The sequence below is a fragment of the Halorubrum depositum genome, from assembly GCF_007671725.1.
GTDB classification, from domain to species: domain Archaea; phylum Halobacteriota; class Halobacteria; order Halobacteriales; family Haloferacaceae; genus Halorubrum; species Halorubrum depositum.
The window spans coordinates 331,748-344,951 of sequence record NZ_VCNM01000001.1 but is presented as its reverse complement, the minus strand read 5'-3'; the positions used below and the strand labels follow the sequence as shown (position 1 = coordinate 344,951).

Genomic DNA, 13,204 nt, shown 5'->3' with positions numbered 1-13,204 from the left:
GATTCGCGGCCGTCTCACCCCGTGCTCAGCGTCCCGTCGCGGGGGCGCGCCGGCACGACCATCCGAAGCGTGGTCCCCTCGCTCGACGTGTCGACCGAGAAGTCCCCGCCCGCCTTGCTCACGACCCAGTACATCAGCCAGATCCCGAGCCGGTCGGCGTGCGTCAGCGACGTCTCGCCCCGCTCGAGCACGCGCGTCTCGTGGTCCGGGATGCCGGGCCCGTCGTCGGCGATCTCGACCGCGAGCCACCCCGTCGACTCCCGTTCGACGCGGACCTCGACCGACGGGTTCGGGTCGTCGTTGTGTTTGACGGCGTTCTCCATCCCCTCCTCGATCGCCGTCGCCAGGCCGACGATGGTCGTCTCCAGCGGGTCGTCGGGGGGCACCGAGAGGGAGACCGTCGCCTCGGGGTACCGGTCTTGGACCCGCGACCGCAGCTCGATCAGGCGGTCGCGGAGCCCGATTTCCTCCCCATCCGACGCGGAGTCGGAGAGGGTGTGATCGAGCTTCTGGACCGCCCCGGCGATCCCCATCAGGTCGTCAGCCGTGCGGTCGATGACCGCCAGCGAGTCGAGCGCCTCCTCGTCGTCGATGTCCCGCCGCAGCAGTTCGGTGTACCCCGTGATGAGGTTCATCTTGTTCCGGAGGTTGTGGCTGAGCACGCGTTTCATCACCTCCAGCCGTCGTTCCCGGATCTTCCGCTCCGTGATGTCCGTCTGGAAGCCGACGTAGTGCGTGACCGCCCCCTCCTCGTCGCGGATCGGGGCGATCGTGAGTCGGTTCCAGAACTTCTGACCGTTGCGGCGGTAGTTCAGGACGTCGACCGCGATCGGCCGCTCCTCGTCGATCGCTTCCCGGAGCGTCGCGACCGTCTCCGGATCCGTGTCCTCCCCCTGCAGGAACCGGCAGTCCGCGCCGAACATCTCGGAGCCGTAGCCGGTGAGCGCCTCGAACTCGTCGTTCGCGTACACGACCGGGTTGTCTCCCTCGCCGCTCCCGTCGACGTCGGCGATCGTGATCCCGACCGGCGCCTCGTCCATCGCGCGCTCCTTCAGCCGGAGGTCCTCGACGGTCTCTTCGAGCCGCCGTTCGCGGGCCGCGAGCCGGAGCGAGGTGCGCCGCCGCTCGACGAGGTTGCCGACCCTGATTCGGAGGGCCCGCTTCCGCACCGGCAGCTCGATGACGTCGTCGACGTAGTCCCACGTGTTCTCCGCCGTCGGCCCGCCCGCGTCGTCGCTCACGAGCAGGACGAACGGGAGGAAGACGGGCGCGGCCAGCTCCCGCCGTCGCTGGATCGACCCGGCGACGCGGTTGAACTCGTGGGCGTCGAAGACGCAGCAGTCGAACGTCGATTCGAGCGACTCCACGTCGGTCGTCGCGTGGGTTTCGAACCGACCGCTCAGCACCTCGGACACCAGATCTCGGTCGCGACCCGGCCGCATGAACAGCAACACCCGCGGCTCCCGGTCGGGTTCAGGCGCGCCTCCGTCCGGGGCGTCGTCGATCCGGTCCGCGGGTCCGGCGTCGGCGGCCTCCTCGGCGGGCGCGTCGACGCCGCCGCTTCCGGAGGGCGCACCGTCGGCGAGCCCCTCGGGGCCCGTGTCCATCTTCCGTGAACGGTGAACGCACTGCCACTAAGAGTTACCCATTTAGCAAACTCCTATACCGCTCGCTCAGGCCGTTTACCGTTCAATAATTGACAACATGGAGCTCGAACCTATCCAGATTTAACTACCCGGCGCACGGAGCCGACGACATGGCTGCGTCACTGCCCGATCGCGTGTCGACCGGCGTCCCTGGCCTCGACGAGATACTGTCCGGGGGGCTGATCCCGGAGCGAAGCTACATGATCCGCGGTCGGGCGGGCAGCGGGAAGACGATCCTCAGCCTCCACTTCCTCCAGCGGGGCGTCGACGAGGGCGAGACCTCGCTGTTCATCAACTTAGAGGAGGACGTCCGCGACCTCGAGGCGAACGCGGCCGCGCTCGGCTTCGACACGGACGCGATCGAGTTTCTCGACCTCAGTCCGGGTGCCGACGTGTTCACCGAGGAGCAGTCGTACGAGGTGTTCGCGCCGTCGGAGGTCGAGAGCGAACCGCTCACCGAGCAGATCGTGGAGGGCGTCACCGCGGTCGATCCCGACCGCGTCGTCGTCGACCCGCTGACCCAGCTCCGATTCCTGTTGTCCGACGACTACCAGTTCCGCAAGCAGGTCGTCGGATTCATGCGATTCCTGAAAGAACGCGACGTGACCGTGGCCTTCACCGTCCAGAACACCGCCTCGCTGCCGACCGACGACCTGGAGTTCATCACGGACGGGACGATCCGGCTGGGCGCGGAGGAGTACGGGAAGACGATCGACGTGCCGAAGTTCCGCGGCTCGTCGACGCAGAGCGGCGACCACGCCTATCGGGTGACAGACGCCGGCATCGAGGTGTACCCGGCGCTCCAGCCCGGGAAGCACACCGGTGAGTTCGACTTCGAACAGATATCCTCGGGGATCGAGGGGGTCGACGACCTGCTCCACGGCGGGCTCGAACGCGGGACGGTCAGCATCGTCAGCGGGCCGACGGGTGTCGGCAAGACGACGCTGAGCACGCAGTTCATGAAGGAGGCCGCCGGACGCGGCGAGCGCTCCGTCATCTACCTGTTCGAGGAGAACCGGCAGACGTTCCTCACGCGCTCCCGCGCCGTCGGGATCCCGGTCGACGAGATGATCGAGCGGGGGACGCTCCAGGTGAACGAGGTGGAGGCGCTGGAGCGGTCGCCACAGGAGTTCGCCCGCATGGTCCGCGAGGAGGTCGAGGAGCGCGGCGCTGACATCGTGATGGTCGACGGCATCGCGGGCTACCGGCTCACGCTCCGCGGCGAGGAGGGGATGATGCTCCAGCAGATGCACGCGCTGGGACGGTACCTCAAGAACATGGGGGTGACCGCCATCTTCATCGACGAGACGCGGAACATCACCGGTCAGTTCAAGGCGACCGTCGAGAACATCAGTTACCTCGCCGACAACATCGTCTTCCTCCGGCACCTGGAGGTCCAAGGCGAGATGCGGAAGGCGATCGGCGTCCTGAAGAAGCGGACGAGCGACTTCGAGCGGACGATCCGCGAGTTCCGCATCACCGAGGAGGGCGTCTCGGTCGGCGAGCCGATGACGGGGCTGCGCGGCATCCTGAGCGGAACGCCGGAGGTCGTCGACGACGCGTCGGGGTTGGAGCGGGCCGACGAGGAGTGAGCCGCGGCGACGAGACCCCGGCCCTCAGTCCGACTCGTCCTCGCCCTCGTCGGCGTCGACGACCGTCTTCCCGGTCGCCTCCGGAACCACTTCGCGGTCGGCGTCGACCCACTCGCGCTCCAGTTCTTCGCCGTCGAACAGCCGGTCCAAGAACACCGCGAGCCCGGCGACCTCCGAGTGCGGCTGGTTCGTCACGCCCACGTTGAAGTCGGCGCGCTCGTACAGCGCCCACGGCACCTTCTCGCCGCCGACGACGACGAGGAGGTCGCGGGGGGCCGCCGGATCCTCGCTCGTATCCGGGAGCCCGACCGCCTCCCGGATCTCCCCCTCGACGTCCTGTACGCGCTCGCCGTACATCGTGAGGTGGACCACGACGCCCTCGAATCCCCGGACGATCGCCTTCTGGTCCTCCCGGAGTTCAACCGCGAAGGGGCCGCCGAACCGGTCGGTGATGTCTCGAACCGTCTCCGCGGACTGGCCGGCGTTGTCGGGGAGGATCACGCGGTCCGCCCCGAGCGCCCGGGCCGTGAGCCCGACGTGCGTCGTCATGCGGTCGTCGCGTCCGGGCCGATGGCCGTACCGGAGGACGACGACCTCGCGCGCCTCGTGCATGGACGGCGATGCGCCCGCGACGAGTGTGGTCCTTTCGATGCGACTGCGTCGCCGCTTCGCTCCGATTTGTACCACGTTCATGGATCATCAGCGAGACCGAAGACGAGAGGTGACCACGTAAGTGAAAGATTCATGGGGGAGGCGGTCGCCGGGTGAGGTATGACGAGCGTCAAGGAGTTCCGCGTCGACGAGCCCGCGACCGCCGACGCGCTCGGCCGCGGTCGGTTCATCTTCACGGACGCGTACTCGGTGTTCGACTGGGGGCAGATGCCCGACGCGATCCCGCGGAAGGGCGCGAGCCTCTGCGCGATGGGCGCGTTCAACTTCGAGCTGCTGGAAGACGAGGGCGTCCCGACTCACTATCGCGGGGTCGTCGACCCGGGTGAGGCGGGCGCCGAGGCCGGAAGCGAGCCGGGAGCGAGCGACGGGAACGAGCCCGAAGCCGTCCCCCTCGCCGACGCGACCGCCCCGCCGACGGAGATGGCCATCGACCTGACGCAGGTCCCAGACCTGCCGTACGAGGGGCCCGAGGCCGGCTACGACTACGACGCCTTCCACGCCGCGGGCCGGGACAACTACCTCGTCCCGCTGGAGGTCGTCTTCCGGAACCGCGTCCCGGTCGGCTCCAGCCTGCGCCGGCGCGCCGACCCCGCCGACTTCGGTCTCGACGCGGACTCCGGCCCCAAGGCAGACTCCGGTGTCACCGCCGACGAGTGGCCCGACGAGCCCGTCGACCTCCCGGAGCCGATCGTGGAGTTCTCCACGAAGTACGAGGAGCAGGACCGGTACCTGACCCGCGAGGAGGCCGACCGGATCGCGGGCGCCGCCGACGTCGACGCCCTGGAGTCGCTCGCGCGAGAAGTGAACCGGGTCGTCACCGAGCGCGCCGAGGCCGCCGGCTTCGCCCACGAGGACGGGAAGATCGAGTGCCTGTACGCCGACGGCGAACTGCGCGTCGCCGACGTGGTCGGCACGTTCGACGAGAACCGCTTCTCCTACGGCGGGCGCGGGATCTCGAAGGAGGTCGTCCGCCAGTGGTACCGGGCGAACGACCCCGAGTGGGTCGAGGCGGTAAAAGAGGCGAAGGCGGCGGTCGCGGGCCGCGACATCGACGACTGGCGCGAGCTCTGCGAGCGCGACCCCGACCCGCTCCCCGCGGCGGTCGTCGAGGCGGTCTCGGAGATGTACGCGGCCGGGACGAACGCCTACACCGGCCGGCAGTGGTTCGACGTCCCCGACATCGAGGCGGCGCTCGACGCGGTCGACGATCTATAAGATAACGCGACTGCAGTCTCCGCGGAGAACGGTCGGCGGAATCATCACGATTGACGGGACGCGAACGTGCCTCTTTATTTATAAATCGTTGACGTCGCGGTGAACACCTCCAAAGCCCCAGCCGCGAGGACGGCGCACGCTCGCTGTGCTCCTCACTCAGTCGCCTACGCTCCTTCGTTGCGGTGCTTACGTCGCCTGCGTCGTCCTCGCGACTGCCCCTTTGAGTCCCGCCCCGCACCGCACAGCACGACAACCTCACGCCTCCCCAGCCTCGCCGCTCACGCCCTACGGGCGTTCGCGGCGTCCCTCGCGCGTGCTGCTCGGCCGCGGGGCGGCCTCGCAGGCACGCGCCACTGCACCGATTTATAACCGATCTGCGCTGTCGCTCGCCGGTGTAAACGAATCGGTGCGATACCCGTCTCACCGCCGCGCCCAGTTCAACATGCGCTCGTAGAACGGCTCCGAGCCGAGCGCGTCGGCGTCGCCGACCAGCGTCAGCTGCTTTTTCGCCCGCGTGAGCGCGACGTTCATCCGGCGGTGGTCCTCGAAGATCGGCCCGTCGAGGTCGCCGGTCGCGACCAGCGAGACGACGATCACCTCCTTCGAGGAGCCCTGGAACCGGTCGACGGTGTCGACGGTAACGGGCGTGCGCCGACCGATCTCCGCGACCTGCGCGCGGAACGGCGCGATGACGCCGACGTCGTCGGGGTCGACGCCGGCCCCGAGGTAGGCGTCGACGACCTCCGCGACGCGCTCGGCCTCCCTGACGTTCCGGTTGCCGTCGCGGGTCCCGTCGGGGTCGACGAAGTCGACGCCGCCCGCGAGCCCGTCGGGGAGGTCGGCGGGGTCGACGCCGAGGTCGCGGAGGGTCTGTCCCGCCACCTCGGGCGTCGCCGGGCGGAGCGCGCCGTCGTAGAACTCCGCGGAGGCGAACGCCTGGATGCGCTGGCTCATCCGGTACTGGCGGTCGAGCATGACGCTCGCGTCCGGGTACGCCTCGATGAGCCGCTGGAAAAGGGAGGTCTTGAGGTCGTTCTCGGCGCGGACGACGGGCGGGAGCTGCTCGTGGTCGCCGACGAGCACGAACCGGTCCGCGAGGTTGATCGCGGCGTGGGTCCCTGGCTCCGTGAGCTGCGAGGCCTCGTCGACGAGCGCCACGTCGAACTCGCACTCGCGCATCACGCGGGAGCCGCAGGCCGCGGTGGTGGCGGCGACGACGGGGGCGTCCCGGAGCTCGGCGGCCTTCGCGTTCGGGTCGCCGCGCTGGACGAGCCGCACGTCCTGCATGTCGCCGCGGACTCCGGTCTCGCTCCCCACGCGCAGCACCTCGTCGAAGCCCTGGTCCCGAAGCGCTTCGAGGGCGTTGTCGACCGCGCGGTTGGTGAACGCGGAGAGCAGCACACGGTTCCCTTCCTCGACCAAGGCCCGAATCGTCCGGGCGATGGTGTACGTCTTCCCGGTCCCCGGCGGGCCGTGGATCAGCGCGCAGTCCTCGGCGTCGACCGCGAGCGCGACGGCCTCGTTCTGGGACGCGTTGTTACCGATGTAGGCGTCGGGGGCGTCCGGGTCGTCGCTCCCGGGCGCTCCCGCCGGGCGGTCGGAGGCGTCCCGGAACCCGGGCTCGCGCCGCCCGAACAGCACGTCCTTGCGCCGATCGCTCCCCTTCAGGATCGCGTCGTGGAGCGCGGTGAGCGAGCGGTCGACGGAGATCTCGGAGGGGTAGACGTCGAGCCGCCGGAGCTCCACGGGTTCGTCGGTCTCGACGACGACCTCGTCGCCCAGTTCGGTGATGCGGCCGAGCTCGGCGTGTCCCCCTATCGGGTCGCCGTCGCTGGCGAGCGCCACGTCGCCCTCGCGGAGCTTGGAGACGGCGTCGCCGGGCTTGCGGGCGCGGAGCTCCCACCGCGCGTCGTCGATCTCGGTCTGCGAGACCGGTTCGAGGTCGATCAGCGCGCGGTCGTCGTCGGCGCGCTCCGCGGGGGTCTGCTCCCACAGCTTCCGGTACTCGGCGTGGGTCTCGCGGCGCTCCTCCTCCAAGGCGACGTAGAAGCGGTCGAAGTAGTCGCGCTCCTCGTCGGGGACGGGGGTCCCGACCGACCCCGCCTTCGACTCCTGGTCGAGACGGCCGGAGACGACCATGCAGGTGTCCTGCTCGAAGCAGTACTGGCACTTCGCGTCGGCCTCGTACCCCGTCGGGACCGTGGGGCGCTCGCCGGGGTCGTTGAGCGCGCGCCACTCCATCGCCGCGAGGGCGTTTCGCTCGCGGACGACGAACTCCAGCAGGCCCCGACCGACCGAGAACTCCTTGGCTGGCGCGAGGTCCCCCGACTCCTCGTTGCGGTCCAGGGCGGTGTTCTTCGTGTACAGCAGCGTCCCGATGTCGGGGTCGACGCCGCGCTCGTCCAGCATCAGGGCGTAGCAGGCCGCCTGGATCTTGTCGTGGAAGCGCGGCTCCCGCTTGGTGTTCTTCCCGGTCTTCAGTTCGACGGGGGTCCCGCGGCGGAGCGCGTCGGCGCGACCCTTCAGGCCGAACGTCGGCGAGACGAGGGTGAACTCCGACCGCCACGTGTCCTCGTCGGAGAGCGTCCCCTGCGCGAGCCATCCCTCGATCGCGGCCGCGTTGCGGCGTACCTCGTCGGCGACCTCCTCCGGTTCGTACCCCAGCAGCCCGAGTTCGAGACCGGCCTCCTCGACGCGGTCCGCGACCGATTCCTCGAGGTCCATCCCGCGGAGCAGGTCGCCGAACACCTCGTGGACGATCGTTCCCTTGACCACCGGGTAGTTGAGCGGGATCCCCGAGAGCTTGTTCAGGTAGTACATCCGCGGGCACTGCACCCACGACCGGATCCCGGTCACGTCGACGAGGAAGTCGGGCTCGAGCACGACCCACGAGTCGCCCGTGGTCGCGTACCCGACCTCGCCGCCGAACTCGTCCTCCTCGGCGTCGGTGACGACCAGCTCCATGCCCGGCTCGGCGTGCTCGGCGGTCTCCGTCCACTTCCCCCACAGCGTCACGTCGACCGGGTCGGCCGCGCCGCGCTCGGGCCGGATCCGGAGCTCGCGGAGCTCCCGGTCCCCGTACGACGTCGACACCGTTCGCGACTCTCCGACGGAGAGGATCGGCCCCCGAACGTTCACGGCCGTCATCGGCGGCGGGCTCGAAAAACGCTGTCGGTGGGCGTCACCGCGGAGCCGAAATCGACTTGCGACTGCGGCCGCGACGTGGCCTCATGACCGACTCGACCCTCTACCGCTACGGGCGCCCGGCGGTCGTCGTCTTCGTCCTCTCGATGGCGGTCCTGTCCGCGGTCAGCGGCTACGCCCGACTGGAGACGCAGGGGATCGCCGCCCTCGGCGACGTCGCCGTCAACGCCTACATCGCGCTGATCGTCGTCTGGGGCGCCGCGGTCGAGGGGTTCGACACGGACCGGTTCCGGACCGCGCTGTACGCCGGGTTCGTGCTGTGGGGCGTCGTCGACGTCGCGGTCGGCGCCGTCACGCCCTTCAGCGTCGTCTTCCTCGTCGCCGGGACGGCGCTGCTCGCGCGGACGGGGCACCGCCGCACGCGGGACTGACCGCGTCGCCCCGCCGCGGTCAGCTCGCTCCGCCCCGCCGCGACCGACACGCTCATGCGGCTCTCCCCGCTATAATACGTCGAGATGCGCGTACGAGACTGGGACGACATCCTCGCGGACGTCGCGAGCGACTCGACCGACCCGGACGGCTGGCGGGCCGTCGCCGGCTCCCGGCGCGAGGGGCTCGGCGAGGACCTCTACTTCGGCCACCCGAACGTCGGCGTCTATCACCTGAAGACGTACGCGAAGAACCCGCGTGACCTCCGCGGCGTCGGCGCGCGGGTGGCTCGCAAGGTCGACGACGAGCTCGATCCCCTGCTCCCGAACGAGGAGTCGGACGGTCGGTTCGCGGTGCGGTCGCCGCCCGAGGACGAGGAGCAGGCGAAGGACGTGGCGACGCGGCTCCGCGAGACGCTGAAGGTCCACGCCGAGGCGCCGACGAGCGCCGATCACCTGTTCGAGGACGTGATGGAAGCGGTCGACTCGCCCGCCTTCGGCCCCATGGACTACCGGTTCGACGGGCGGCCCGACGAGCTCGACGAGCTCTCCGATACGTTCGACGAGGCCGAGGAACTCCTCTCCTCGGAGCTGGAGGACCTGATCGACGAGGACGACGTCGACCGCGGGTTTCACTGAGCAAGACGTCCTTGATTTCGGTCTCGGTTATTCTACACTCTCCGAAAACGACGAACAATCAGCGTGTCATCCTCGGCGACCGGCTGTTCAACGGAAATTGTATATAAAAAGAGGAGTCGAAATGCTGGTTTTTTGAGCTAACTCTCCGCCTCGAACTGCGCGTCGTAGTCGTTCTGTATCTCGATCGTCGTCTCGCGACTCACCGCCGTCTCGAGCGGATTCTCCTGATGTGCCGCTCCCGTCTCCGGGGCTGCGTCCGGGCCGACTCCCAGCGCGGCGCCGCTGATACCGACGGTCGCGATCAGCACTATCACCGCGATAGCGACCACGCTCTTCGTCTCTAACGTCCCTCCGTCGCTGTTCTGACCCTCGAGGTGCGCGTTCGCGCGAACGAGAGCGCGCCACACGTCTCGGGATGCTCTGATTCGGCGGGATCAGATATATTAAGAAACCAACCGCAATTTGTTATGAGTGTATCAGCCGACGTTAATGGCTAATTACGCAGCTCACGATTACGCCAGCAGATCCCCCGCGTTTATCGTCCGTGATCGGCAGACCTGACAGTATCGGGTTCAATTAACACGGGATGCCCACGGCGTACAGACCGTAGTATCGATATAGCGTCCCGTGATTCGATGGCCTGCTCACGCCGGACGATCTCGCTCCTTGCGTCCAGACAAACGAGAATACGAAACAGTCTGATCCCCGTTAACTGCATAACGCGGTCTCGACGAGGCGGAGATCACATTTCGCTGAACAGCTTCTGAACGTCGACGACGTTGACCGTGCCATCTCCGTTGAAATCGAACGCGTTCGCGTTGTTCTGAATGGTCTCGTTCTCCTGATTCTTGAACAGCGCCTGCACGTCAACGATGTCGGATTTGCTGTCACCGTTGATGTCCTCGTAGAGACCGTCTCCGTCCGGATCGGTCGGAGGGCTCTGGAAGTCACCGATCGGCTGTCCGCCGATACAGGTGGCTTCCCCGTCGCGTATCGGCTCGACCGACCACGGGATGAACTCTACGTCGCCGTCGATCTCGTCACCCTCCGGGTCTTCGAATGGGTTCTCCGGGTGGACGGGTCCGGTCGGGTCGCCCCAGTAGTTGCAGGGCGCATGAGTATCTACCTGACCGTCGAATTGCGTATCTGCGTTGTTCTTTATTCCAAACTCGACATTATCTTCGATAATGTTTTTCGTAATCTCGTAATCGGGTGGGATGCCGCCATCGAAGAACTCACCTGTCATCTCAATGCCGATCTGATTCTCCCTAATCTCGTTTTCTCGAACCTCCCCAACGCCGGCAGTGAACTTGATTCCAGGACCAGCATTGTTTCGAATATCGTTTCCGGAGATCGTGATGGGGCCGACGGATGTATCCGCCACTAGGCCGCCTAATTGGAGACCGTACCCATTGTTGTTGGCGATGGTATTGTTGACGAATGTGCCAATACCAGCCTCAATTCCCGTGGCATTCTCTGTGATAGTGCTATTCTTTACTTCCATGACATTTCCTTCCTGGGTAGCATACACTGCGACCTCATTTCCGCTTAAGATACTCTCAGTTATCGTGATTCCAAAGGCCTCTGTAGGAGCGATACCTACCCTGTTGTTTTTTATTGTAGAATTTCCGATATTCACATCTACCTGTATGTCTCCAGCGATCCCTGCGAACGTGTCTGACACAATGACATTTTTAAGTGTCATTTCGCCGACTTCATTTCCGGAAACATAACAACCAGTTCCGAAATTCTCTATCGTTAGATTACGAATTACAGGGTTTTTTTCTCCAGTTATTCCGGCACCATTTCCATCGCCGGAAATTGTATGGCCGTTACCATCTAAGATGATGTCTGAGCTATCGAGCCGAAAACAATCGCCTTCTGCATCGAGATCATCGGAAAGAACGTACTCACCCGATTCGGAGATGGTCATACACTCATCGATTTCGGTCGGCTCGGCGGCCACCGGCGTCGATGTGGACGAAAGTCCGAGGACCGCACCCGTCAGCACGACGCCTCCTTTTTGAAGCGCTGATCGACGCGATGTCTTTCCACTCGAGTTGTTCGCCATGCCGAACGTGTTATTCTACAGTCTAATTGCTATTATAAAAATAACAATAATAATGCTGCGTTAAGACAGACACCGGACATCATCCGAATTATTCGACGGAAGAGGGAGACACAGGTTTATAACTATTAGACATACCTCCGTCTGAGAAGATTCTCGAAAGGATAAAACTGACTCAATAGGCCTATCGGTAGCGGGTTCGCTTACCAAGCGAACCCGAAGTAGCCCTCGTCACCTATTGGAAATTTCCGTAGCACCGCCCGGCCCAATCACCCGTCGACGCGCTCCGGCTCCTCCTTTGTCAGCTCGTTCTCCACATCGCCCGTGTTCCGCGTGCCGGCGGGCTCGAACAGGAGGATGTTCGCCTCCGGTTCGGCGACCGGTCGGTGTTCGATCCCGCGGGGGACGACGAGCAGTTCGCCCGCCTCCAGGACGACGTCGTCGCGGCCGCGGAACTCGATCCGGAGGCGACCGTCGGTGACGAAGAATAGCTCGTCGGCGTCGGCGTGGCTGTGCCAGACGAACTCTCCCTCGGCCTTCGCGAGCTTCACGGCCTGCCCGTTCAGTTCGCCGGCGAGGTGGGGGTCCCACTGCTCGTCGATGGACTCGAACGCGTCCGAGAGGGTCACTTTCTCCATGCACGCCCGTTGGCGGGCCGGCTGTTAAACCGTGCCGCGTCGGCCTCGTTCGCCGGGGGTCGACGCCGCCTCAGTAGTGCCAGGGGTGCTCGCGGAACTCCGGCTCGCGCTTCTCTAAGAAGGCGTCTCTCCCCTCCTGGGCCTCGTCGGTCATGTACGCGAGGCGGGTCGCCTCGCCGGCGAACACCTGCTGGCCGACCATCCCGTCGTCGGTCATGTTGAACGCGTACTTCAGCATGCGCATCGCGGTCGGCGACTTCCGCGTCATCTCGTCGGCCCACTCCAGCGCGACCGTCTCCAACTCCCCGTGCGGGATCGCCTCGTTGACCATCCCCATGTCCGCGGCCTCCTCGGCGGAGTAGGTCTTGCCGCGGAAGAACACCTCGCGGGCCTTCTTCTGGCCGATCTGCTTGGCGAGGTAGGCGGAACCGAACCCGCCGTCGAAGGAGGCGACGTCGGGATCGGTCTGGAGGAACTTCGCGTGCTCGTCGCTGGCGAGGGTGAGGTCGCAGACGACGTGTAACGAGTGGCCGCCGCCGACCGCCCAGCCGGGGACGACCGCGACGACGGGTTTCGGCATGAACCGGATCAGCCGCTGGACCTCCAGGATGTGGAGCCGCCCAGCGCGCGCCTCCTTGACGAGCGGGTCGTCCTCGTCGCCCGCCTCGTCGCCGTCGCGGTACTCGTAGCCGGAGCCGCCCCGGACCGATTGGTCGCCGCCGGAACAGAACGCCCAGCCGCCGTCCTTCTCGGAGGGCCCGTTGCCCGTGAGGAGGACGCAGCCCACGTCCGCCTGCTTGCGGGCGTGGTCCAGCGCGGCGTACAGCTCGTCGACGGTGCCCGGTCGGAACGCGTTCCGGACCTCGGGACGGTCGAACGCGATCCGGACCGCTGGGACGTCGACGCCGCGGTGATAGGTGATGTCGTCGAACTCGTCGGTCACCCGTTCCCACGCGTCGGGGTCGAAGATTTCCGAGACCATACGGCCCGTTGGCGACCGACCGCATAAACGGCGGCGGATGGGTCGCGTGGTCGCGCGGCTGCCGCAAATATTGCACCGATCTGTGACTGTCGAGCCACCGCCGAGCGTATTCCTACTGCATATAACGGGCCTGAAACGCCCGATACCACGCGTCTCCGGCGTCATCGGAACGTGCCTTCG

General features: G+C 66.5%; 11 protein-coding genes. 4 read left to right on the top strand and 7 right to left on the bottom strand.

Annotated features, from left to right (window positions below; translation table 11 throughout):
- Positions 1-14 precede the first annotated feature (14 nt).
- Positions 15-1,607: a PAS domain-containing protein gene (locus FGM06_RS01820; RefSeq protein WP_144796906.1), complete on the bottom strand. Its 1,593-nt coding sequence runs from the start codon at positions 1,605-1,607 to the stop codon at positions 15-17.
- A 149-nt stretch (positions 1,608-1,756) separates the two neighbouring features.
- Between FGM06_RS01820 and FGM06_RS01815 the strand changes: the two genes are divergently transcribed.
- Entirely contained in the window at positions 1,757-3,238 is a 1,482-nt protein-coding gene (locus tag FGM06_RS01815; protein ID WP_144796904.1) for an ATPase domain-containing protein, read from the top strand.
- Positions 3,239-3,262: 24 nt separating this feature from the next.
- On the opposite strand, the gene FGM06_RS01810 is transcribed toward FGM06_RS01815, so the two are convergent.
- On the bottom strand, positions 3,263-3,850 hold the full coding sequence (locus tag FGM06_RS01810; protein ID WP_144796901.1) for a tRNA (cytidine(56)-2'-O)-methyltransferase: 588 nt from the start codon (positions 3,848-3,850) through the stop codon (positions 3,263-3,265).
- Positions 3,851-4,009: 159 nt separating this feature from the next.
- Between FGM06_RS01810 and FGM06_RS01805 the strand changes: the two genes are divergently transcribed.
- Positions 4,010-5,125 carry a phosphoribosylaminoimidazolesuccinocarboxamide synthase gene (locus tag FGM06_RS01805; protein WP_144796898.1) on the top strand — a complete coding sequence of 372 codons (1,116 nt, stop codon included), beginning with the start codon at positions 4,010-4,012 and terminating at the stop codon, positions 5,123-5,125.
- A 420-nt stretch (positions 5,126-5,545) separates the two neighbouring features.
- Here the strand turns inward: FGM06_RS01805 and FGM06_RS01800 are convergent, their stop codons facing one another.
- Positions 5,546-8,263 (bottom strand): AAA domain-containing protein, encoded by a 2,718-nt coding sequence (locus FGM06_RS01800; protein WP_144796894.1) that lies wholly within the window; start codon positions 8,261-8,263, stop codon positions 5,546-5,548.
- Between the two features lie 92 nt (positions 8,264-8,355).
- On the opposite strand from FGM06_RS01800, the gene FGM06_RS01795 reads away from it, so the two are divergent.
- The gene (locus FGM06_RS01795; protein ID WP_144796892.1) at positions 8,356-8,700 is read left to right on the top strand and encodes a hypothetical protein; all 345 of its coding nucleotides are present in this window, start codon (positions 8,356-8,358) and stop codon (positions 8,698-8,700) included.
- An 84-nt stretch (positions 8,701-8,784) separates the two neighbouring features.
- On the top strand, positions 8,785-9,336 hold the full coding sequence (locus tag FGM06_RS01790; RefSeq protein ID WP_144796889.1) for a hypothetical protein: 552 nt from the start codon (positions 8,785-8,787) through the stop codon (positions 9,334-9,336).
- Positions 9,337-9,473: 137 nt separating this feature from the next.
- Here the strand turns inward: FGM06_RS01790 and FGM06_RS01785 are convergent, their stop codons facing one another.
- The 4 genes from FGM06_RS01785 to FGM06_RS01770 all read right to left on the bottom strand — a co-directional run bounded on the left by FGM06_RS01785 (position 9,474) and on the right by FGM06_RS01770 (position 13,024).
- Positions 9,474-9,743: a hypothetical protein gene (locus FGM06_RS01785; RefSeq protein ID WP_144796886.1), complete on the bottom strand. Its 270-nt coding sequence runs from the start codon at positions 9,741-9,743 to the stop codon at positions 9,474-9,476.
- A gap of 335 nt (positions 9,744-10,078) precedes the next feature.
- Positions 10,079-11,407 carry a right-handed parallel beta-helix repeat-containing protein gene (locus tag FGM06_RS01780; protein ID WP_144796883.1) on the bottom strand — a complete coding sequence of 443 codons (1,329 nt, stop codon included), beginning with the start codon at positions 11,405-11,407 and terminating at the stop codon, positions 10,079-10,081.
- 266 nt (positions 11,408-11,673) lie between these two features.
- The gene (locus tag FGM06_RS01775) at positions 11,674-12,042 is read right to left on the bottom strand and encodes a cupin domain-containing protein (RefSeq protein ID WP_144796880.1); all 369 of its coding nucleotides are present in this window, start codon (positions 12,040-12,042) and stop codon (positions 11,674-11,676) included.
- Between the two features lie 70 nt (positions 12,043-12,112).
- Positions 12,113-13,024 carry a 1,4-dihydroxy-2-naphthoyl-CoA synthase gene (locus tag FGM06_RS01770; protein ID WP_144796878.1) on the bottom strand — a complete coding sequence of 304 codons (912 nt, stop codon included), beginning with the start codon at positions 13,022-13,024 and terminating at the stop codon, positions 12,113-12,115.
- Positions 13,025-13,204: the final 180 nt, after the last annotated feature.

Coding starts and splice junctions, on each gene's coding strand:
- FGM06_RS01820 (WP_144796906.1), bottom strand. CDS start 1,607: ATGGACACGGGCCCCGAGGGGCTCGCCGACGGTGCGCCCTCCGGAAGC.
- FGM06_RS01815 (WP_144796904.1), top strand. CDS start 1,757: ATGGCTGCGTCACTGCCCGATCGCGTGTCGACCGGCGTCCCTGGCCTC.
- FGM06_RS01810 (WP_144796901.1), bottom strand. CDS start 3,850: ATGCACGAGGCGCGCGAGGTCGTCGTCCTCCGGTACGGCCATCGGCCC.
- FGM06_RS01805 (WP_144796898.1), top strand. CDS start 4,010: ATGACGAGCGTCAAGGAGTTCCGCGTCGACGAGCCCGCGACCGCCGAC.
- FGM06_RS01795 (WP_144796892.1), top strand. CDS start 8,356: ATGACCGACTCGACCCTCTACCGCTACGGGCGCCCGGCGGTCGTCGTC.
- FGM06_RS01790 (WP_144796889.1), top strand. CDS start 8,785: ATGCGCGTACGAGACTGGGACGACATCCTCGCGGACGTCGCGAGCGAC.
- FGM06_RS01780 (WP_144796883.1), bottom strand. CDS start 11,407: ATGGCGAACAACTCGAGTGGAAAGACATCGCGTCGATCAGCGCTTCAA.
- FGM06_RS01775 (WP_144796880.1), bottom strand. CDS start 12,042: ATGGAGAAAGTGACCCTCTCGGACGCGTTCGAGTCCATCGACGAGCAG.
- FGM06_RS01770 (WP_144796878.1), bottom strand. CDS start 13,024: ATGGTCTCGGAAATCTTCGACCCCGACGCGTGGGAACGGGTGACCGAC.